19 protein-coding genes are annotated in these 21,364 nt (G+C 30.4%); 5 read left to right on the top strand and 14 right to left on the bottom strand.

Annotation, left to right across the window (positions count from 1 at the left end):
* Nucleotides 1–201 precede the first annotated feature (201 nt).
* From ACE193_RS05970 to ACE193_RS05950, 5 genes are all read right to left on the bottom strand, one after another.
* Nucleotides 202–1,293: a hypothetical protein gene (locus ACE193_RS05970; RefSeq protein WP_375562093.1), complete on the bottom strand. Its 1,092-nt coding sequence runs from the start codon at nucleotides 1,291–1,293 to the stop codon at nucleotides 202–204.
* 56 nt (nucleotides 1,294–1,349) lie between these two features.
* Nucleotides 1,350–2,144, bottom strand: coding sequence for a hypothetical protein (locus ACE193_RS05965; RefSeq protein ID WP_375562092.1), 795 nt, complete (start codon nucleotides 2,142–2,144; stop codon nucleotides 1,350–1,352).
* Nucleotides 2,145–2,156: 12 nt separating this feature from the next.
* Nucleotides 2,157–3,338 carry a DUF3419 family protein gene (locus tag ACE193_RS05960; RefSeq protein WP_375562091.1) on the bottom strand — a complete coding sequence of 394 codons (1,182 nt, stop codon included), beginning with the start codon at nucleotides 3,336–3,338 and terminating at the stop codon, nucleotides 2,157–2,159.
* A gap of 74 nt (nucleotides 3,339–3,412) precedes the next feature.
* A complete protein-coding gene (locus ACE193_RS05955) occupies nucleotides 3,413–6,064 on the bottom strand; it encodes a PEP/pyruvate-binding domain-containing protein (protein ID WP_375562090.1) in 2,652 nt (883 codons plus the stop codon).
* A gap of 142 nt (nucleotides 6,065–6,206) precedes the next feature.
* The gene (locus ACE193_RS05950) at nucleotides 6,207–7,178 is read right to left on the bottom strand and encodes a UbiA family prenyltransferase (protein WP_375562089.1); all 972 of its coding nucleotides are present in this window, start codon (nucleotides 7,176–7,178) and stop codon (nucleotides 6,207–6,209) included.
* A 298-nt stretch (nucleotides 7,179–7,476) separates the two neighbouring features.
* Here ACE193_RS05950 and ACE193_RS05945 point away from each other — a divergent pair, with 298 nt between their 5' ends.
* Nucleotides 7,477–8,016, top strand: a complete 540-nt coding sequence (locus tag ACE193_RS05945) for a GbsR/MarR family transcriptional regulator (RefSeq protein WP_375562088.1) — start codon at nucleotides 7,477–7,479, stop codon at nucleotides 8,014–8,016.
* A gap of 61 nt (nucleotides 8,017–8,077) precedes the next feature.
* Complete coding sequence (locus ACE193_RS05940; protein WP_375562087.1) at nucleotides 8,078–8,851, top strand: SDR family oxidoreductase; 774 nt, start codon at nucleotides 8,078–8,080, stop codon at nucleotides 8,849–8,851.
* 127 nt (nucleotides 8,852–8,978) lie between these two features.
* Here ACE193_RS05940 and ACE193_RS05935 read toward each other — a convergent pair whose 3' ends face one another.
* The 7 genes from ACE193_RS05935 to ACE193_RS05905 all read right to left on the bottom strand — a co-directional run bounded on the left by ACE193_RS05935 (nucleotide 8,979) and on the right by ACE193_RS05905 (nucleotide 14,985).
* Complete coding sequence (locus ACE193_RS05935; protein ID WP_375558606.1) at nucleotides 8,979–10,166, bottom strand: ISL3 family transposase; 1,188 nt, start codon at nucleotides 10,164–10,166, stop codon at nucleotides 8,979–8,981.
* Nucleotides 10,167–10,192: 26 nt separating this feature from the next.
* A complete protein-coding gene (locus tag ACE193_RS05930; RefSeq protein ID WP_375562086.1) occupies nucleotides 10,193–10,936 on the bottom strand; it encodes a hypothetical protein in 744 nt (247 codons plus the stop codon).
* Nucleotides 10,937–10,952: 16 nt separating this feature from the next.
* Nucleotides 10,953–12,206, bottom strand: a complete 1,254-nt coding sequence (locus ACE193_RS05925) for an HD domain-containing protein (RefSeq protein ID WP_375562085.1) — start codon at nucleotides 12,204–12,206, stop codon at nucleotides 10,953–10,955.
* A gap of 188 nt (nucleotides 12,207–12,394) precedes the next feature.
* The gene (locus ACE193_RS05920) at nucleotides 12,395–13,168 is read right to left on the bottom strand and encodes a phosphosulfolactate synthase (RefSeq protein WP_375562084.1); all 774 of its coding nucleotides are present in this window, start codon (nucleotides 13,166–13,168) and stop codon (nucleotides 12,395–12,397) included.
* A gap of 141 nt (nucleotides 13,169–13,309) precedes the next feature.
* The gene (locus ACE193_RS05915; RefSeq protein ID WP_375562083.1) at nucleotides 13,310–14,083 is read right to left on the bottom strand and encodes a hypothetical protein; all 774 of its coding nucleotides are present in this window, start codon (nucleotides 14,081–14,083) and stop codon (nucleotides 13,310–13,312) included.
* 120 nt (nucleotides 14,084–14,203) lie between these two features.
* A complete protein-coding gene (locus ACE193_RS05910; protein ID WP_375562082.1) occupies nucleotides 14,204–14,422 on the bottom strand; it encodes a hypothetical protein in 219 nt (72 codons plus the stop codon).
* Nucleotides 14,423–14,427: 5 nt separating this feature from the next.
* Nucleotides 14,428–14,985, bottom strand: coding sequence for an NUDIX domain-containing protein (locus ACE193_RS05905; protein WP_375562081.1), 558 nt, complete (start codon nucleotides 14,983–14,985; stop codon nucleotides 14,428–14,430).
* Between the two features lie 312 nt (nucleotides 14,986–15,297).
* Between ACE193_RS05905 and sufC the strand changes: the two genes are divergently transcribed.
* From sufC to ACE193_RS05890, 3 genes are all read left to right on the top strand, one after another.
* On the top strand, nucleotides 15,298–16,065 hold the full coding sequence (gene sufC / locus ACE193_RS05900; protein ID WP_375562080.1) for a Fe-S cluster assembly ATPase SufC: 768 nt from the start codon (nucleotides 15,298–15,300) through the stop codon (nucleotides 16,063–16,065).
* A gap of 119 nt (nucleotides 16,066–16,184) precedes the next feature.
* On the top strand, nucleotides 16,185–17,513 hold the full coding sequence (gene sufD / locus ACE193_RS05895; RefSeq protein ID WP_375562079.1) for a Fe-S cluster assembly protein SufD: 1,329 nt from the start codon (nucleotides 16,185–16,187) through the stop codon (nucleotides 17,511–17,513).
* Nucleotides 17,514–17,632: 119 nt separating this feature from the next.
* Nucleotides 17,633–18,124: a hypothetical protein gene (locus ACE193_RS05890; protein WP_375562078.1), complete on the top strand. Its 492-nt coding sequence runs from the start codon at nucleotides 17,633–17,635 to the stop codon at nucleotides 18,122–18,124.
* A gap of 93 nt (nucleotides 18,125–18,217) precedes the next feature.
* Here the strand turns inward: ACE193_RS05890 and ACE193_RS05885 are convergent, their stop codons facing one another.
* Nucleotides 18,218–19,792 carry a PglZ domain-containing protein gene (locus tag ACE193_RS05885; RefSeq protein WP_375562077.1) on the bottom strand — a complete coding sequence of 525 codons (1,575 nt, stop codon included), beginning with the start codon at nucleotides 19,790–19,792 and terminating at the stop codon, nucleotides 18,218–18,220.
* Between the two features lie 250 nt (nucleotides 19,793–20,042).
* A complete protein-coding gene (locus ACE193_RS05880) occupies nucleotides 20,043–21,206 on the bottom strand; it encodes a hypothetical protein (RefSeq protein ID WP_375562076.1) in 1,164 nt (387 codons plus the stop codon).
* Nucleotides 21,207–21,364: the final 158 nt, after the last annotated feature.

Below are 21,364 nucleotides of genomic sequence, written 5' to 3'. Positions count from 1 at the left end.
AGAAACAGATTTATTAGTAGAAATTTGGAAATAAAAGTAAAGGTAAAATAATCAATTATCAATTAAAAACTTTTAATCAATTAGGAGTTACAAATTAAAAATTACAATAAATTTTATTACAAATCAACCATAAATGCTAAAGGATAGTTTGATTTTATTCCCATTTCCTTGCCGTTGATTTATGTCCCCACAAACGACACACTATTCTACATTCATTCCATAAAGTGTATAAGTTCTGTATTTTTGTTTTGCAAAATTTTGAGAAAGCTCTGACGACAAACTATTTTCTATCATAAAAGCGTGAATAAAAGCCGAAAAGCCATCTTTTTTAGCTTGTTCGGCTACTTTATAAGTCATTACGTGTCCTAATCCTTTATAAAAATCGTCTTGATTTCTACCTATTGTCTTACAAACTAATTGCTTTTCAGATTGAGAATAAATAGAAGAATAAAGATTTGGATAACAAAAAATAAAGCCTACAATTTTAGTTATGTTATTGATTTTATGTTCTGCAATCAAAACATAATCAGGATTTATCAACTGTTTTATGGGTAAGTACTTTTCCTTAAAACTCTCCAAACTAATAGGCGTATAAAGAAAATTTTGCTCAAATAAGTTGCTCACAAATGGAAAAAGGTTTTCTAATTCCTGCTCAAAACTCTTTAAATTAATCTTTCGGATAGTTATATTTTCATTTTCTAATCGCTTTTGTTGTCGCAAAACTTCCTTATTTCCATAATCCATTTTTGTATCTAACAATGAAAAATACGTAGAAATAGGCTCAAAACTAGCATTCAAAAACTGTTTACTGTAATAATTTTGATGAATAGGTTCTAATAAAAAAGTGTTTTGTAGATTTTCTTCTAATGTTGTCGTTTTATCAAAATTCAGAAAACGATATTCATTCCACGTAGAGCCATTCATAGGCGCAATCAAAAATTCGGCTTTGAGTTTTTTTGCTTTCTGCTTACAAAAATCAATAATTTGAGAGGAAATTATATATTCATTTTCTAAGTCGTTGATACATTCATAATTTCCGATACAAAGCGTTTTTTTATTTTTATAAATCAAATTTGGGTTTTGATAGAGCGCAAAATAACCTTTTATTTTTTCTGTATTTTCTTCAAACTCTTTTATACAATAAACCCCTTCCAAAAATTCGGTTGGAAAATGTTCGCTTTTTTTAAATTTTAATTCTTTTTCTGAATAAATTTGATTTACAAAGTTTGATAGTTTTTCTAATTCTTCTCTTTTTATTTTTTGAATTTGATATTTTGAAGTAGTTTGTATCATAAGTAGAAGGCATTTTCAAATTTAAAACCTCGTTGACGGCAAAGCCTCAACGACGGTTAATATGTAACAGGAAGTAAAAAACTAAATAAAAAAAGTACAATGATTACTGTTGCAGGAATTGTTAGGTTATCCCACCCTTTTTTACTAAATGCTTCCGAAAAAGTAGCGCAAAAAGCAATTAAGAAAGCTAAACCAATTCCTACAAAAAATGAAAGTTCATTCAGACTAAAAAACAAAACTATTCCTATCAAAAAAGCACTTCCAAAAAAAGCCGTCGAACCAATAATGGTTTTACAAGGTGTCGTAATTTGATAACTATTAGTAAAATTAGATGTTAAATTTTTTGATAATAATAAACTCAAAATCTTATTATTAGAAAAAAAAGAAAATTGTCTTTTTGATAAATTTCTACCTAAAAGTGCGGCCATTGGGTCAGAAATAGCTAAAGTAAGCATTGGTAAATAAAAATAAATCAAATTTGCATTTTTGCTAATGGCTGGATTTATACTTTGATGCTGCATAAAATCAAACGCCAAAAAAGAAATATAAACAGCCAACGGATACGCCAAACTTCCCACCGATTTTCTTTCGATATTATTGATAGAAGGTAGAAAACTAAATTTCAAACTAAGCAAAAGCAAAACTGCAAAACTAGAACAGAGAAACAAAACCCACAAATGATGAGTCAGAAGCAACGGAAAAAGAAGCGTAATAAGTCCTGTCCCTACGTGAACAAGTTTACGAGTGTATTCTGTTTTTACCTTAAAAAAATTATATAAAATTTCAGCACTTCCAAATAAAGCTAAAAAGCCAAAAGTGAGAAGAATTGTATAAAAAAGATTGTCATTCATAATTTTTTGATTTTATTTTTTTTGAGTAACACAAAATCTATCATAGAAAAAGCCATCGTCTTTTTTTGAAGAATTTTTTAATTCAATATTTTTTGTTTCTTCTATAAAATGATTTGAACTAATGCGTTCAACCATTAGATTCCAGTACGCAAGTTTTCCCTCTTTTGCTGTGGCAGAAAGCAAAGTTTTTGAAGTTTTGATAAAGGTTTCTTCATTCATATACTCAAAAATATTTGACAAATTCATTGCATCAAATTCTATATTTTGATTCTTATATTTTGTTGCTATTTCTTCAGCAAAGCCTTTTTCTAAAATAATTTGAGTAGAATTTGAAAGTAAATTTTGTTTTATTTTGTTGAAGCTTTCTTCTTTCAGATAATGAGGAAGCGTATTTTCAAAATTGCCTATAAAATCTCCACAGAGCATAAACCGAAGCATAAAATTTGTCTGGGCATTGGTATCAGAAAGTTCTTTTGCCGTTTTATTAAAAATATGTTTGCCCACATTTACACCGACTTCTTTCAAAAACTCTGGACTTCTTCCCAATCTTCCCATCCAAAAACGACTGAAAAAAATCTTAAATAAAAGTTTCCATCGCCAATTATTCCATTTTTGATTGTAAAATTTTAGTTGTTCTTCCTGTGATTTAGGTTTGAAAAGTTCGTTTATTTTAGATTGAGAATGAATAAAAGGTAAAATCTTTTGACTAAAAAGAAGTAAATATTTTTCAAATTTTCCTTGATAAATAATTCCATTTTTAATCAAATCAATATGTGTTTCGAAATAGATTTTTGCAGGATTTGAAAGCTCTTTTTTTAAGGTTTCAAATTTTCTAATTCTGAAATCTTCGTAATTTTGTTTATTTATCTTTTTATTTTGATAGCTTTCATAACCTAGAAAAATTAAAATTTCTTGATAATTTAGATTTTCAATCAAGAGTTTTTTGAGTTCAATCAAATACAACTGAACTTCACTTACATCACAAATGACAAGTAATTTTGGATTTTTGGTAAGCAATGAAAAGCTATTATCACCAGCCGAACCAATCGATAAAATGTTGCTATTTTCTTCTAAATCAAGCTTTTGTAATAAAAAATCAGCATCTTCCCAACAACACGCATAACGCAAAACCTTAAAATCTACTTTTTGAGTAAGGTCATTTTTTTGTTTTATTTTTTGTGTAGTTGTATTCATTTTTTATAATTTTTGAAATACCGTTTTATAGTAAAAGGCTTGCCTTTTACCTACTTGGTTTTACTTCTAACTTCTTAAATCTGACTTCTAACTTTATTTACCTCACCTGTGCTTCCGTCCATTTCCACCTCATCGCCAGTTTTTAAAAACTGCAAAAGTCCTGAAAGTCCGACGATACAAGGAATGCCCATTTCCCTAGAAACGATTGCCGAATGACTCAAAACACTTCCTCTTTCCACCAAAATAGCCGAAGCACTTGGAAACAAAACCACCCAACCAGGGTCTGTGCTTGTCGTAACTAAAATATTTCCGTTCAAAGATTCCAATTCTTCTGGATTATTGACAACTTGTACTTTACCACGAACAATTCCGTGAGAACAACCTATTCCTTTCAACGTTTCTCCTTCCATACTTTTTACACTTTCTATCTTTTTTCTACTAAAAAAATCAGTCGCATGATAAGGCAAACCGTAAGAAGCAAAACGTTCGGAAGGAACAGCTAAATTTTGATAATTTTCAAACTCAGCTTTTCGAAGTTGAATTAAAGAAGCGATATTTTGAGTAACACTTCGTCCTTCTATAAACGCAAAAATCTCTTCTTTGGTCATGTAAAAGACATCTCTTTCACTTTCGATGATTGACTCTTCAAAAAACCGTTTTCCTATATGAGTGAATATTTCTCTAACTATTCCAAATGCTCTAGTGCGTTCATAACGTAGGTTTTCTCTTGCACTTACAAGCTCTCTTGCTTTTTTGAGTGTATTTTTAAAAGTCAGTTTTTGTATAAATTTATTCTTTAGATTTTCTTCAAAAATGGCTTCTGCTTGTTTTCTTATCTGCTCTTCGTGGTTTGTACTAAGATTTGATTGATTAATATTTGTTTCTGTGTAAGACTTCAAAATTTTGATAAATTTTGCAGGATTCTGCGTATAAGAAATGGTTTCTAGCTTCAATTCTCCTACACAACGATCTCCAAAATCGGTTATAAATTCATCTATTTTTTGTTTTACTTGTATTTTATTATTGTTTTCTTTTAAATTTTCTGAATTACTCAAAACTTCCCAAATAAATTGAGGAGAATTAGTAATAAAAAGTTTTTTTAGTTCTTCATTATTTTGAATAAAAGTAGCTATTTCGATAGTTCTATGAATGGGTTCTACTGAAATAATATCACTACTTCCACAAAGTAAATCATTATGAATATTTTGATATTTGTTAGATTGTTTTTGTGCTTCTGTAAGAAATTTTTGACTTCGTTTTTGTAACATTCCATACCAAATCATCGCAAAAAAATCATTTAATAAAGGAGCTTTCCATTCGTTTAATAATTTTTTTTCAAAATTGAGATACAAATTCATAAGTTCATGAGCATCTTTTTTATAAAAATTGATTTGCTTATATTCTGAAATTATTTTTTCTACATCTTCAAAAAAATGTTTTCTTTTTTTAGGTAAACTTCTAAATCTGACAAACATTGTTGCTGCCGTTTTAGTGATTTTCCACCACGCTAAAGGTTTAGAAATTTTATAATTTTGAGATTTTGGAATGTCAAAACGTTCGTTTACGCCCATCATTTTTTCCATAAAACGAGCGTTTATGCTATATCCTGGGAGAAGTGCAAGCATATAATACCACGTTTTGAGATTGTAATAAACCCTTCCATTGATAAGGCCAAGCGTATTTTCAAAGATTTTTTCATTATTTTGAATAGTTTTTTTATCCACTCCCATATAATTTGCAAAAAGAGAGTAAGCCGTTTTGTAGGAAGAACTAATAAATGAAAAAGTAAGTGGCGTAGTTGTGTTTGGGTACGATTCTACAATATTACTATTGTCCCAAAGTGTATATTCTCCTCCGTTTTTTTGGGTTGTAAATGTATTTTGAAGTCCTGTAATTGGGCGAGCTTGTAAAAAATAAAACGTGTTATTTTTGATACAAAATTCTATATCTTGAAATTTTCCGTATTCTTTGTGAAGAGTTTTTAAGGTTTTATTTATTTCTAAAATTTGATTTTCATTAAGTGTTGGTTTTTCTTGTTTTTCTAGTGCTACATTTGTTTTTTTTATAATTGTACTTTTTATAGAATTATCTTTTTTATTAGTAACAAAACTATCAGCTTCCAAATTTCCTGAAACCAAACCTTCTCCGACACCAAAAACTGAATTTATGAGTGTTTCTTTTCTACTTCCATTCATTGGATTTATTCCAAAAGCAACTCCTGAAACATCAGCATCAATCATTTCTTGAATGATAATGGCTATTTTAGATTTTTTTGTTGCATCAAAATTTTCTGTGGCATTATGGTTTTCTTGATAAATTTTGATTCTTTCAGAATTGATAGAATTATAAACTTCTTGAACAGCCTTTTCTAACTCTTCAATTTTATTCTCTATAAATAATTTAGTTTCAAATTGTCCTGCAAAAGAAAGTATTTTTCCATCTTCTTCAATAGCAGACGAACGAACAGCAAAAAACTGACTTTTATTATTTCCTTTATCAAAATCATTCTCAAAGTAAATGATAATTTCTTTTAACAAATCCTGCAAAACTATTTTTCCTTTATTTTGTATTGCTTTTTCTATTTCGTCAGCAGGAATAACTATCCAATTCGGAACATTTAGATGCAGTTTTTGAAGGCGTAAAAGCCCATTTGCTTTTCCTCCAATTTTTTGTAAAACTGAATTATCAAAGTCAGATTGATTTTTTGAAGAGAAGAAATTTTGCATAATTGAATTTATATAAATCTAAACTTTGACAGACCTTTCAGAAGGCTGTCAATAGTTTGAAAACCGTTTTTTAGTAGTGAACTATTGTCAGAGTTATTTCGGATTACCGAAAAACTACTTACAAAGTTCTTATAAATAGGGTTTATGAAATTAAATTTTTAATCATCGGAATTGCTCCCAAAGTGAAATACATCATTATTGTCCAAAGTCCTGATGAAATTTCAATCGCTTTTGCTGATTTTTGGGTTTGATTTTTTAGAAAAAATAAAGCTGGAATTAAGAAAATTACAAATAAAATAGTCAGAATTATAAATCCTAGATTGCCATAATCTGCAAAATAGGAAGCTACCAAGCTCAATAAATAGGTGCAAAAAAGTACCACAATCCATAAAAAAGTTGCTTTTTTTGCTCCCAAAAGACTAGAATATGTCAAAACTCCTTTTGCTTCGTCTTCTTTTATCTTTATTTTTCGTCCAATTTCTAATACAACGCCATTCATATACGAAACGGCAAAGAAAAATAATAATCCTTTTGGTGCAGCATCATTTTCTAAAAGCCAATCTAACCCACTTGCATAAACATCAACCAATGGAATAATAAACATGTGAGAAACGACATACCAAAACTGATTTTTTCTTAGCCATTCTTCAATAAAAAATTCTTTTGTCATAAAAAATAAATACACCATTACAAGCACATACAACAAAAGCATTTTAGGGAAAAATAGTGCATTAATAGCTATTTGAAGTATAATAACAATGATTGCAATCGTTTTGAGTTCGGAGAGTTTGACCAAACCACGAGGAACAGGAAGGTTTTTTCGGAACGCTGCATCATCTTTTGCATCTTTAAATTCATCAAAAATTCGGACTAATAAAAAAAGAGTTATTGTAGTGAAAATTCCTATCAAAAAGGCTTTCAGACTTACAAAATCGCTTTCTCCTCGGCTAATTCTGGAATAGGAAATGGCTGAAAAACTAAAGACTGTAATCAAAATTCCGTGAGCGAGAAGTGGAAAACGCTCTTTTTGATAAATATAAAGGCGTTTGAGTAGAGAAGAATTGTTTTCTTTTTCGTTTGAAAATTCGTTTTTGTTGTTTGTGTGTTCTTTCAAAGTTTGAAGTGTTTTTTATTTTTCACTTATAAAAATAGAGAATATCTTTTCGCATCCTAAAGGATAGACTACAAGAATTACGAAAAGCAATATACAATTCGTTGCAGACTATTTTTATAAAACTGACTTTTCAGAATTCAATAACTAAATCCTAGATTATTTCGTTAGGCAAATACTCTTACAGACTTTCAAATTAGATTGAAATTTGAGTTGAAATTTTGTACTTTTATAATAAATTAGCTCATCAGAATTAAACGAAAAATACAAAGAATAACTTAACTATATAATTAATAAGACGATGAAATTAGACGAAGCAAAAGAAAAATTTATCCAAGCATGGGGCGTTTTGGGAACAAGTTGGGGAATTAGTCGAACGATGGCACAAATCCATGCACTTTTATTGGTTTCTGCCGAACCACTTAGCGCACAGGAAATTATAGATACTTTATCGGTTTCACAAGGAAGCGCAAATATGAATTTGAGAGCCTTAATCGACTGGCAACTTATCGAAAAAACAGTCAAGATAGGAGAACGAAAAGAATATTTTTCTGCTGAAAAAGACATGTGGGAAATCACAAGACGAGTAATGAGAGAGCGCAGAAAACGAGAATTAGAACCTATTTTGAAAATGCTAGAAGATGTTAAAAATGTAGAACTTTCAGAAAAAGACAAAAAAGAATTAGAAACAAACGAACTTATAGAACAAAAAAATAAGGAAATAGAAGAGTTTAAAGAAATGATGGAACAAATAGATTCCTTTGCTAATCGTGCCGAAAAAGCATTAGAAGTAATGATAAAAGCCTCTGAATCTAAAATTGTTGAGCGTTTTCTCAAATAGTGATTAGTGATAAATTATTAGTCAGATACAAATTACCTTTATAATTGAATATTATTTAAAAATGAAAACTTTTTGGAATCTCAACTATAAAAAAGCCTTTGTTACAGGTGGCTCAAAAGGAATTGGAAAAGCAACTATCATTGAATTTTTAGAATTGGGGGCAGATGTTTTGTTTTCTGCTCGCAATGAAGATGAAATTCAAAACCTAGAAAAAGAACTAAAAAAAGAGTTTCCTAACTCTGTCATAAAAGGAATAAAAGCAGATGTAACAAGCAAAACAGATAGGCAAAATGTCTTTGATTGGATAGAAAGTAATTTTCAAAAACTAGATATTTTGGTAAATAATGCAGGAATAAATATCAGAAAATCAGCTTTAGAATATAGTGAAGAGGAATATCGTAAAATATTGGAAATCAATTTAGTTGCTCCTTTTGAGATGTCAAGAATTTTATATCCATTACTCCAAAAAACTGGACAGGCTTCGGTTATCAATGTAGGTTCGGTGGCAGGAAGTCAAGATGTAAATAGTGGTTTGCCTTATGCGATGTCGAAGGGTGGAATTAATCAACAAACACGTAGTTTTGCAACCGAATGGGCAAAAGACAATATTCGTGTAAATACTGTTTCGCCTTGGTACACCAAAACACCACTTACAGAAGCAGTTTTTGAAAATAAAGAAAAATTAGAGCGCATACTTTTAAGAACACCATTAGGAAGAATAGCCGAAGCATCAGAAATGGCTTCTGTAATTGCATTTTTGGCAATGGATAAATCTTCGTATCTGACAGGACAAAATATTACTGTTGATGGTGGTATGAGTGTGAGTGTTTTTTAGGGTTTAAGTATTGGAAATATTATTCTCCTCATCTTTTATTTTTTTCATGAGTTCGTCATAATGTTCTACATTTTTCATCATTAACCATTCACGAATAAAAATATTGGCTCTTCCGACTTTTTAGCGATTATATGAATTTGACTATCATTCTCAATCTAAAATTTTGAAAGTTTCTAAACCCATACCCACTCCTTTTGAGGGTCTTAATTTTATTATTAATTCCCTCTACTATTCCGTTAGAATATCTATCTTTGAAGAAATTAATAATATCATTTTTCCAAGAATTAAACGTATTTATAAATCTATTTAGAGCCTTATGATTTATTTTTTGAGCTTCTTCTATCCATTGGTCTAGTAGTTTTTTAGCTTCTTGTTTACTCAAATCAGTATTAAATATATTTTGTAATTCCACTTTCATAAAATACACCTGTCTAAGCGTTGAGCTAAACCTAAACGCTTTAAGTAAAACTCGTCTTTCTTTATAAGTAAGGTCTTTCCATGCCTTGTATAAAAGCCATTTTATTTGCTTGAAATGAACGTTTTTATCATCTTTTCGTCGTAATTCTTTACGAATGCTATCTAGCACTTTATTACAATGCTGAAAAAAATGAAAGCGATCTATTACTACATCAGCGTTAGGAAATACTTCTTTTGCTGTATTTGAAAATCCCTCCCACATATCACAAGAAAATACTTCTATACTAGTACAAAAAACTTCGCCTTTGGATAAAAAATAGGCTTTTAAATACTCTTTATTACGGTATTCTAAAATATCCCAAACTTGACCTGTATCTAAATCTACTAAAACAACAGCATATTCCTTTTTTCCTTTTTTGTAAGCAAATTCATCAATACCTAAACGTCGAGGAAAATAATCTAGGTGTTTTTTTATCTCACGTTTACTATAGGTTTTAAAAATACCATCTAAAACATCCCAAAGTATGTTTTCTCGGATAGCTACTTCTTTGAAACTGCTATCTTTCAAACATAAATAAAGATATTTTTCCAAACGATGAGTTTGATTTTTTTGCTTAGAAACAAAACTAAAAACTTCTTGAAAGTAACGAGTACAATCTTGACAATGAAATTGACGAGAAGTTAAGTGTAAATAAACCTCTTTGTCTAAAATATTTCGGTCACGAACAATACGTTCTGAAGTAGAAGTCACTTTATTGCACTTTTTCAAGCAATTAGGACAAATAGAATCGGCTAAATTACTTTCTCCATAAATAGTTAAGCGAAGTGGAGAAGATTCTATTTTCGTTACTGAAAAATCTGAAAAACCTAATAAAATTGCTATTGTGTTAGTATCCATAGAAAGGCTAAATTAAGAAATTATCGCTAAATTGTCGGAAGAACCAAAATATTCTTTTTTCTCTGCGTTATTCTACATAATATTTTGTCAATATCACGAATGAAGTTAGCTCTTAGTGCTTGTATATATCTATGACTAGAATGCAATAAAATCATAACAACTAAGCAAATCATCGAAAAATATATCAGTTTCTGAGAAATAGTCATAGAATTTTTATTCTGCTCGTTTACTAATTCTTGCTCGTTAGCTAATTCTTTTACAAGTGAGTCTAAAAAAATGTATTGTTTTTTTAACCGATTATCCATGCTAAGTAATGAATCTCTTGAAGGAATAGAAACTTCTGTAGTATCAGTAACATACATAGTAATTGATTTTAACTTGCTTTGTAAATCTTCGTTAATTCTTAAATCATTCTTTATATCTTGTTTAATAAATCTAATACTATTACTACTAGTCGATGACATCAGTAATATTGAATTCGAGCTATTTATTGATAAATTAAATAAAGTAGATATAAATACAAGAATAAGAATAAACCCTAATGAGTTATCATTTTCTGTATGTATTGTTCTTGCAGCTTCTTTTATTAGATAATTTTGGTACACTTTTGAAAAGCGAGCAAGCCATTTGATTATCATTGTTCCTATTTTACGAACAATTGGAACAAGAATGAGTGTTACTATTAATCCTGTAATTAAAGTAGATATACTAATCTCTAATTTCGTGTTTATAAAATCTATTTTCTTGCTTTTGTTTATTTTTTTTATCAAAAATAAACAAAATAATCTATTTCATTTTAGGATAACAAAAATAATTTTTAGTAACAGCTTGTGTAAGTGATTGAAGGTAAGGAATATCGGAAGCGTTTGTAATGTCTATCACTTCGCCAGTTTTTTTCAAAATACAGATTTCTTCACCTGTTCCGAGTGCATACGCTGAATTACTAATTTTTCCTTCACAAACCAAAAAAGACAAATCTTCATCGCTTATCCCAAACTGTTTTTTTACTTTTTCTTTTACGTCAGTTTTGAAGTTTTGGTCTAACTCTTCGGTTGTCAGATGCGTTTTGAAAAGCCTTCTATTCACTAGCATATTGCTAAGAGAAGAAAGAATTTTATCCTCACTTTTTGTCCAAACTTTTATACTTGCCCAAATATCATAATCATCTAATTGAACAAAGAAATCTAAAACATTTTTGTCATTTTTAAACTGGTTCAATGTAATTTCATTTTCTAAGAAAAAAGAAAGAGAAGGAGTAGCAAATAATTTTGTATCAGTATTATTATTGCTTTTTTGAACCAAAAATCTAGCTCTACGAATAGTTTGAATAAGCATTTGTTCTGTCGACACAGTGGTTTTGTGTAGATAAACCTGCCAATACATCATCCTACGAGCATTCAAAAAATGTTCGATGCTATAAACGCCTTTTTCTTCTACAACTAATTTGTCATCACTCAAATTAAGCATTCTGATAATTCGTTCTCCTCCGATTGTTCCTTCCGAAACGCCAGTAAAAAAACAATCTCGCTGTAAATAATCCATTCTATCGACATCAATCTGACCTGAAACAAGCTGATGAAAAAAAGGTCTGTGATAATTTCCTTTAAAAATTTCTATTGCTGTTTTGAGTTGTCCATTAAACTCGTCGTCTAATTTTTCCATAATCAAAAGCGATAATTCCTCATGATGACAATCTTTCAAAATCGTACATTCTAGCGCATGAGAGAAAGCTCCATGACCCACATCATGCAGCAAAATAGCAATCAAAGCTGATTCATATTCTTTATGAGAAATTTTGTGTTCTTTTAATCTCAATGTATCTAAAGCCATTCGCATCAAATTCATTGCGCCCAAAGCATGATGAAAACGAGTATGCAATGCCCCTGGATAAACGAACTCAGTAAGTCCTAACTGTTTTATTCTCCTCAAATGCTGAAAATAAGGATGATTGATGAGTTTCAAAATTAGTTTGGTGGGAATGCGAATAAAACCATGAACTGGGTCGTTTATGATTTTTCTTTGTTGTGGATAATCGTTCATAAGAAAATATATTTTATTGTTGGTGCGACACCAACAATGGCTGGTAAATAGATAGACAAAAGTACAAACAAAAAAACTCTTCAAAGTTTTTGATTTTGAAGAGTTTTTTGAGATAATAATTTGTGCAGTTCTACTTTTGCTATTTATATAACAAGCTATTTTTGATATTGTGTTAATGAAAAAAATATTTATTTTCCATTCAAAAAGAAATCAAAAGTATCTCCACGAAGTCCTAAACGAATGGTTTCTAAAGGAACGAGTTCGTTAGGAGCTATATTTCCTAAGTTTACATTTGCACCAATGAGTTTGATAAAATAAACTTGTTGAGCTTTTTGAGGAGCTTCCCAAATGATTTTTTCAGCTGGAATTTTTGTTAAAATCTCTTGTACAAGTCCTGAACGAACTTCACCAGTAGAACGGAAAAGTCCAACATTTCCACCTTCTCTAGCTTCTCCGATTACTTTCCATGCTCCAGCAGAAAGTTCGTCTTGCATGAGTTGAATCCATTGATAAGGAGCAATTATTTTTTCAGCATCTTTTGAGCCTACTTCTGAAAGAACAGTTACTTGTTTTGAGAAACGTTCAATAAGTTTGCATTTTTCTTCGTGGTCTAAATCTAATGACCCATCCGAAATTTCTGCGTATTGCATTCCATATTTATCCAATACTTTTTGATATTCATCTACTTGATTTCTGACCAAAAAAGCCTCAAAAAGTGTCCCACCAAAATAAGTAGGAATTCCAGCAGCTTTATAAACATCTAGTTTTTCTTGTAAATTCTGAATGACATACGAAGTAGCCCAACCAAGTTTTACAATGTCTATGTAATCGCCTGCTACGCTAATAAGGTCTTCTATTTCTCTGACACTCAAGCCTTTATCCATTACCATAGTAATTCCTGATTGGCGTGGTTTGGAAGGACGTTCTGGAATATGGGTGAGTGAGTAGTTTTGTTCTTGCATTTTTTTGTTGTTCTAGTGCAATTTGAAAAAATGAATATATTGCTCATTTTTTGTCAGTTAATTAAGCAAAATTAGGCTACAAAGATATTGAATTTGAATGAAAAGTATATTTAGAAGCTAAAAAATTATGATTAATTTATTTTAGGGATTCAAAATTTCTGTAATTTCTCTTACATCTAAATGAATATCATCTTCTCCAATTTCATCATAAGGGTGTTCTAAAAACTCTTGAATATTAGTCAGACTTACCAAAATAAAACAGTAAAGCACAGGCATCATATACGCCAAATGCGTTTCGTATTCAGAAAAAGTATAGGCAAAGTAAGAACCATAAATAATAGGAAAAGAGTAAATAAAAACTTTACTATAGGCTCTGAGTGTAATTGGAGTACGATAATAAGCAATATTTCGCATCGTTTCGAAAGCAACAATGGCTTTACTTAAATATTGGTTGGCACGAGAAATTTCAGAAGCATTGAGTCCTACTTCTCTCAGTTCTTGAATCAATTTTGAGAGTTTATCAAACTCTAAATAGACAAGTTTATCATGTTCGAAGGAATTATGTTCTTCTTGCATCAATAGTTTTTTGATGGCTCTTAACGTATGTTCAAACTGAATAGCAAATTTTTGAGGATATGGGTTAGGGGAATAATCTATCCAATCTCTAGAAGCATAAAAAATTCCAATCAAATGACCTTTTATGATTGCATACTGTTGTAAGGCATGTTCTCGTCTTTTGTAAGCACTATTTATTGAAAAGACAATAGGAAAAACAATCGCTAAACTCACAAGTGTAAGAGGAAAATTTGCAACTAAACCAGTTATATGACACAAATGAGTGGAAGCAAGTGATAAGGAAGAAACAATGAATGTCTTATAATTGACAATCATAAAAAAACTACGGAGGGTTTTCATAAAGGAAATATAAAGATAGAACTGTAAACACAAATATAACATTTATTCTATTTTGTTCATATTCCGTTCATATACAAAGAGAGTTTGTGAGTGTTGATAAGTTGTATATTTAGTATTATTTTACTCTAAATTCAAAGCAAATAAACCAACATGATGAGGCAATAAATCTTGATTAATATCAATCATCAATGATTTTAAAATCCTTTCTAAATCTCTAATTTTGAAAGCATCACTATCACTTCTGTCTTCTCTGTTTTTATGAAAAGCTATCATTTTTTGAGTTTCAAGAATTAAATGTAGTGTTCTGAAAATTCTTTTTTCTTCTACTGTTTCTTCCATAATTTCTATAAATTCCCATTCAAAATAACCTTCACTCTCAAAATCCCTGCAATGCTAATCGCATCAGTAATTTCTCCATTCAAAACCATTTCATACGCCTTTTGAAAAGGAAGTTTTTGTATTTTTAAATTTTCAGTTTCTTCCCAAGCCATTTCTCCTTGTTCTAATTCTTGTGCCAAAAAAACATAACCTATTTCATCACAAATTGAATTTGAAGTATGGAGTTTCATAATATTTTGCCATTTTTTGGCTTTTAAGCCTGTTTCTTCCTCTAATTCTCGCTGTGCGTGTAGCAGATAATCGTCTGTTGGTGCGCCTCCCATTGGCAACTCCCAAGAATATTCATTTAAAGCATAACGCCATTGTCCGACCAAATAGGTATTGTTTTCTTCATCTAAAGGAACAATTCCGATAGCTGCATTTTTGAAATGAACGACACCATAAATTCCATTATTTCCACTTGGGTTAATGACTTGATTTTCTTTTACATGAATCCAGTTATTTTCATAAACTGTTTTTGTAGAAAGGGTTTTCCAGTCGTTTTTTTTGTCTTTATTACTCATTAAAATACTATGATAGGATTGGTAAATGATTTATATGATGAAATACAGGATAAATACAAATATATTTTTGAATATCAATAATAAGATTCTTGCCGTTGTCGGTGTTTTACTGACGACTTTTACCTTTACACACTTATTTTCACACAAAATAAATCATAAAAATTGCATTTACCTCAATAGTTTACGAACTTTGCACCCAAATTCTAGTTAGTTTGTAATTAGTCTAAATAATTCATTTCTATTCAGAATATAGTTTTAGGCTTTCTTACTTTATAAATCTAACGTTTTTCATAAAAAAGAAAATACTCAAAAATGCTCAATATAAACAACTTACAGGCTAGTATCAATACAGATGCAGGCGCAAAAGAAATCTTAAAAGGACTTAGTCTTGAAGTAAAAGCTGGCGAAGTTCATGCTATTATGGGACCAAATGGTTCTGGAAAAAGCACATTGGCTTCTGTTTTGGCAGGAAGAGAAGAATACGAAGTAACAGGAGGAAATGTAGATTTTGAAGGAAAAGACCTTTTAGAACTTGCGCCAGAAGAGCGTGCTGGAGAAGGAATATTTTTAGCTTTTCAGTATCCTATCGAAATACCAGGAGTGAGCAATGCGACTTTTATGAAAACGGCTGTAAACGAAATTCGTAAATACAAAGGGCAAGAAGAGCTAGATGCAGTTTCATTTTTGAAATTGATGAAAGCAAAAGCTGCCGAAATGGAATTGGATTCTTCTCTTTTGACAAGAGCTTTGAATGAAGGTTTTTCGGGTGGAGAAAAGAAAAAAAATGAAATTTTTCAGATGGCAATGTTAGAACCAAGGTTAGCTATTTTGGACGAAACAGATTCTGGACTTGATATTGATGCACTCAAAATTGTTGCTAATGGCGTTAATCGTTTCAAAAATAAAGATAATGCAGTTATTGTAGTTACTCACTATCAACGACTTTTAGATTATATCGTTCCAGATTTTGTACACGTTTTGTATCAAGGACGTATCGTAAAATCAGGCACAAAAGAACTTGCTTTAGAATTGGAAGCAAAGGGTTATGATTGGATAAAAGAAGAAGTTGCAGCTCAATAAATTGAGCAATTACGAATTACGAATTAAAAATTACGTATTATTCTTTTAACTTTTATCAGAAAAAAAGCCTTTGTTGGTGTTTTAGCGAAGCGACACCAACAACAAAAACACCACCATTTATGACAACTACCTTAGACGATATAAAATCAACTTTTTTAGCTCCCTTTGAAGAACTAGCTGAAAAAGTAAGTGAAATTACAGGCACAGATAAAATTTCTACTGCCAAAAAAACGGCTTTAGAAGCTATCGAAAACAATGCTTTTCCGACAACAAGAAACGAAGAATGGAAATTTACAGATATAAAATCTATTATTTCCAATAAATTTGAGTTGCAAAGTGATAAAGATTCTTCAAACTCTGATTTAGACTTGAATTTGAATGAATTTGATTACTTTTTGAATAAAAATAAAGACTTAAACTCTCATGTTCTTGTTTTTATCAACGGTCATTTTTCTGAAAAACATTCTTCAATTAAGAAGTTGAATGACAAAATTTCTATCAAAACGCTTTCAGAAATAGAAAATACAAATTCTATTTTTGATAAATTTGAATCTGATTCGGTTAGTATTTTTTCTGATATCAATGCTGCCTTTGCTACCGATGGTTATGTAATTGAATTGGCAGCAAATCAAGAAATGGAACTTCCTGTTTTTGTTTATTTTGTAAATGATGCAAGCCAAAAAAACACGCTTTCACAGGTCAGAAATTATATTTCTGTTGGAGAGAATAGCCGTTGTACAGTTGTAGAAAACTATATTACAAAAGGCGAAAATCCGAACTTGACAAATATCGTAACTTCTGTAAATGTAGAAAAGTATGCAAATGTAAAGCATCTCAAAATTCAAGCTGATGCCAAAAGTCAGTTTCAGATAGGAAGTACGCACGCAAAACAAGCCGATAATAGCAGTTTTACAAATACGACGATTTCACTTGCAGGAAAGCTAATCCGAAATGATTTGAGAATTGTTTCTGGAGAACATTGTGAGTCGTATATGAACGGACTTTATTTATTGAACGATAAAACACACGTTGATAATCATACTGTTGTCGATCATCAACGACCAAATTCGTACAGTAATGAAACGTATAAAGGCGTTTTGGATGGCAAGTCAAGAGCTGTTTTTAATGGAAAAATATTTGTTCGTCAGGCTGCACAAAAAACAAATGCGTTTCAATCCAATAAAAATGTATTGCTTTCCGATGATGCAATTCTGAACACAAAACCTCAATTAGAGATTTGGGCAGATGATGTAAAATGTTCGCATGGTGCAACAACTGGCAAATTAGATGAAGAAGCATTATTTTATTTACAAGCAAGAGGAATTCCAAAACAAAAAGCAAAATCATTACTCTTACAAGCCTTTGCAGAAGAGGTATTGGAAAGTATAGAAATTGAGGTGTTGAGAGAGTTTTTGACAAATGAAATTGAAAATCGTTTGAGTTTGTAATATTTTGTTAAACACAGAGAATAAAAATTCCTTTTTGAATAGATTGTTTTATGCAATTTATCTAAAAAGGAGTTTTTTTGACTAATTTTGATTTTTGAAGCATAAATCGACTTTTACCTATGAAACCCAACGCAAAATTTTCTAAAATAGAATTATTCAAAAATACTATTTTATCTTATGAAATTATAGTATTGATTATTGTGGGTGTCATCGGTTTGGTTTTAGTTTTTAATACAGGAGATGCAACTCAAACAGATATGTTAGGTATGATTGCCGTTTTTATTATTCTGTTGGTTTTGTGGATTTTTGTGCTTTTTGTGTATAGAAATTATGTTTTAAATGATATTCTGAAACAATTAGAAAAAAATAATTTTGAGCTTTTAGAATTTACACTTAATCCTGTTCAAATAGAGTTTCAAAAACAACAACAAGCATTTATGTTAAAAACTGAAGATATAAGTTTGAGAAATATTGATTTTGCAGTAGAACCTACCAACAGAATAAAGACAAAACACAAACAGCGAAATAACTGGAAAAGAGAAGTAAGAACTTATTTTTATACTTCAAAAGTTACTCAAAAACTTCTTGATTTTGCAGAAAGTCAAAAATAAAAAAATCCTTTCTGAATAAACTGCTTAAAACAATATATTCAAAAAGGAATTTTTCTTAACTGATTACTGGTAACTATTTACTGGTTACTGTTTCTATTTTGCTTCCAGTTCAATAAAAGGAATTATCATTTCTTCCAATGAAATTCCTCCGTGCTGAAATGTATCTTTATAGTATTTTACGTAGTGATTGTAATTGTTTGGATATGCAAAGAAGTAGTCTTCTGTCGTAAATACAAAACTTGTTGAAACATTCTGACGAGGCAAAAAGAATTTTGCAGGGTCTTTGGCTACCAACACATTTTTAGGATTGTAATTTAGATTTTTTCCTTGTTTGTAACGCAAATTTGTATTTGTATTTCGGTCACCTATAATTTTATAAGGACGTTTTGTGCGAATTGTTCCGTGGTCTGTTGTGATAATCAAACGACCATTTACTTCTGCAATTTTTTTCAACATATCCCACAAAGGAGAATGTAAAAACCAAGATTTTGTTACAGAACGATAAGCAGCTTCATCAGGCGCAAGTTCACGAACCACAGCCGTATCAGTACGTGCATGTGAGAGCATATCTACAAAATTATAAACGATAACATTGAGTTCGTTTTGTTGTAGGTTACTAAAGTTTTCTACGAGTTGTTTTCCTTGATGATTGCGAAGAATTTTGTTGTATGTAGTTTTTGTATCTCCAAAACCAAATTCTTTCATTTGTCTGCGTAAAAACTCATCTTCAAAGTTATTTTTTCCTCCATCGTCTTGGTCTTCTACCCAAAGGTCTGGATGGTCTTCTGCCATTTCGGAAGGTAAAAGCCCTGAGAAAATAGCATTACGAGCATACGCTGTAGTAGTTGGTAAAATAGAACAATAGACTTTTTCGTCTTTTACTGTAAAATATTCTGCTAAAAGTGATTCGACTACTTTCCATTGGTCGTAACGCAAATTATCTATTAAAATAAAAAATAAAGGTCGTTCCTCATTGAGTTTTTTGTCTTCCAAAAGTGGAAAAACCCATTCCCCCATAATATCGTGCGACATCATCGGATATTCGTCATCTCCTGCATCATTGAGCCAGTATTCGTAATTATTTTGGATGAATTTAGCAAAACTAATATTTGCTTCTTCTTTTTGAGATTCTAAAATCTCTTGCATACTTTGATTTTCGGTATCTTCAATTTCAAGCTCCCAGTAAATCAATTTTTTATAGGCTTCTACCCACTCATCAAAATCCAAATCATCTTGAAAAATCATAGATAGATTCCTAAAATCTTGTTGATAATTTAGATTTGTTTTTTCTGTAACTAATCTTTTTTGGTCTAAAATCTTTTTGATAGAAAGCAAAATCTGATTCGGATTGACAGGTTTTATCAAATAATCAGCAATTTTTGCACCGATGGCATCTTCCATAATATGCTCTTCTTCGCTTTTGGTAATCATAATGGCAGGCAAAGAAGGACGAACTGCTTTTATGGCTGTCAAAGTTTCTAAACCAGACATCCCTGGCATATTTTCATCTAAAAATACAATATCAAAATTTTGTTTTTCGGCTGCTTCAAGAGCATCTGCGCCACTATTTACGGCTTTTACATCGTAGCCTTTTTTCTCTAAAAATAAAATATGAGGTTTGAGGAATTCAATTTCATCGTCTGCCCAAAGAATGGAGTATCGTTGCATAAAGGAGGTTTTAAGGATATAAATTTACATCATTTCTCGTTCAAGCATGTGCTTGGACGCTCTATTTTTGCAAGCATTATGCTTGCGAAACAATAAGTACAAGATAGAATCTTGCACTAGAAAAGAATTATTCTTTTAGTAGAATTTTATCGTATCAGCTTATTTGGGTTTTATTATTATCCTATAAAATCTCACAAAGATACATTTTTTTTGGGGTTTAGCAATTTAAAGAAATGTAAAAAGGTGGGATTTAGTTTTTTCGTTTTTTTAGATATACTACAAGAAAAATAATAGCTATTGCAAAAGCTCCTACCAATAATAGTGAATTATAATCAACTTCTCTAGGAATAAATTTTTCTTTTATTGCTTCGTGAGGTTCATTAAATTCAATTTTAGTAATTTTTTCTGTTGTACCTTTCTTTTCTACTATTTGAGGCTCTACTTTAATTGAATTACTTGCTTTTATACGTTTAGGTATTTGCTCAAAATCTACCAAATTCAACAAAGAATCTACATTAGTATTAATTTTAGACCAGTTTATTTTTTGCATAGGAAATTTTTGCAAAAATTGCTTATAGGTAAGATATGTCATTTTAAAATGGTCAGAGTGATCTACTGTCTTAACTGGATTTTCAATTTCTTTATTTGCATACTTCATCTTCAAACCTTTCGTTTCTTTTATCCTTGTTTGAAGGTATTCAGAGTTATATTCGTAATATTTATTTACAAGGTTATAAAGCGCATTTGCATATTCTACGGATTCTATATTTGTAGCACACTCGGCAAACTCCATAATTAAATGTGCCATTATTTCATTTGGAGGAGGACTAAAAGGAAAACGTTCACGAAGTTGTATATTTATTTGTTCATAAGTCTTCTTATCGTTTTTTTGCTTTTCTGATAATTGTAAAATGCTATTTTTAGTTAAATAAGAAGGGTTTTGTTTTATCTTCTTCTTTGCTTCCAATATTTTTACATGAACCCATTCACTTTCTCTGTGAGAATTTGGATTAAGTTCTAGACCTTTTTTGATATATTTCAATGCACTATCTAGCTCTGAGTTGAGTTCGTAAGCTGTTCCTAAATTTGCTGTAATTTTATAGTCATTTGGATAATGATAGTTTAATGCTTTCAATAATTCTAAAGCAATATCAGCTTTTCCAAGTTTCATAAGTGCAATAGAATAATCAGATAAGTATTTGTAGGAATGTTTTTTTTCTAAATTTTTGATAGATTTTTTGAGACTACTAAAGTGTTTTTGTGAATTAAAGTTCTCATAGAAAAAAGTTTCCATTATATAGGTCGCTTCGTGTGTGTGTCCATCTTTATCTACTCCATAGAAATAATTTAGACAAGCAGTTGCAGAAAATTGAATATTAAATAATAAAAATAAAGTTAGAAGTAGATTTTTCATTGTGATAAAATTTGGGGGCAAAAATAAATCTTCTGCGCTAATCGATACGTATCTGCATGCGCCTCTACAATATCAACAATTTTGGGAGAATATCCAATCCTTTGATTAAAAATAGGTCAGTCTCGTTAGAGCAGACTGGAGGTAGCTTTTATGGTGTA

This window comes from Bernardetia aquimarina (assembly GCF_042180575.1).
In the GTDB taxonomy this organism is placed as follows: Bacteria; Bacteroidota; Bacteroidia; order Cytophagales; family Bernardetiaceae; genus Bernardetia.
The sequence above is the reverse complement of the archived record's forward strand: the minus strand, read 5'-3'. Positions and strand labels throughout refer to the sequence as shown.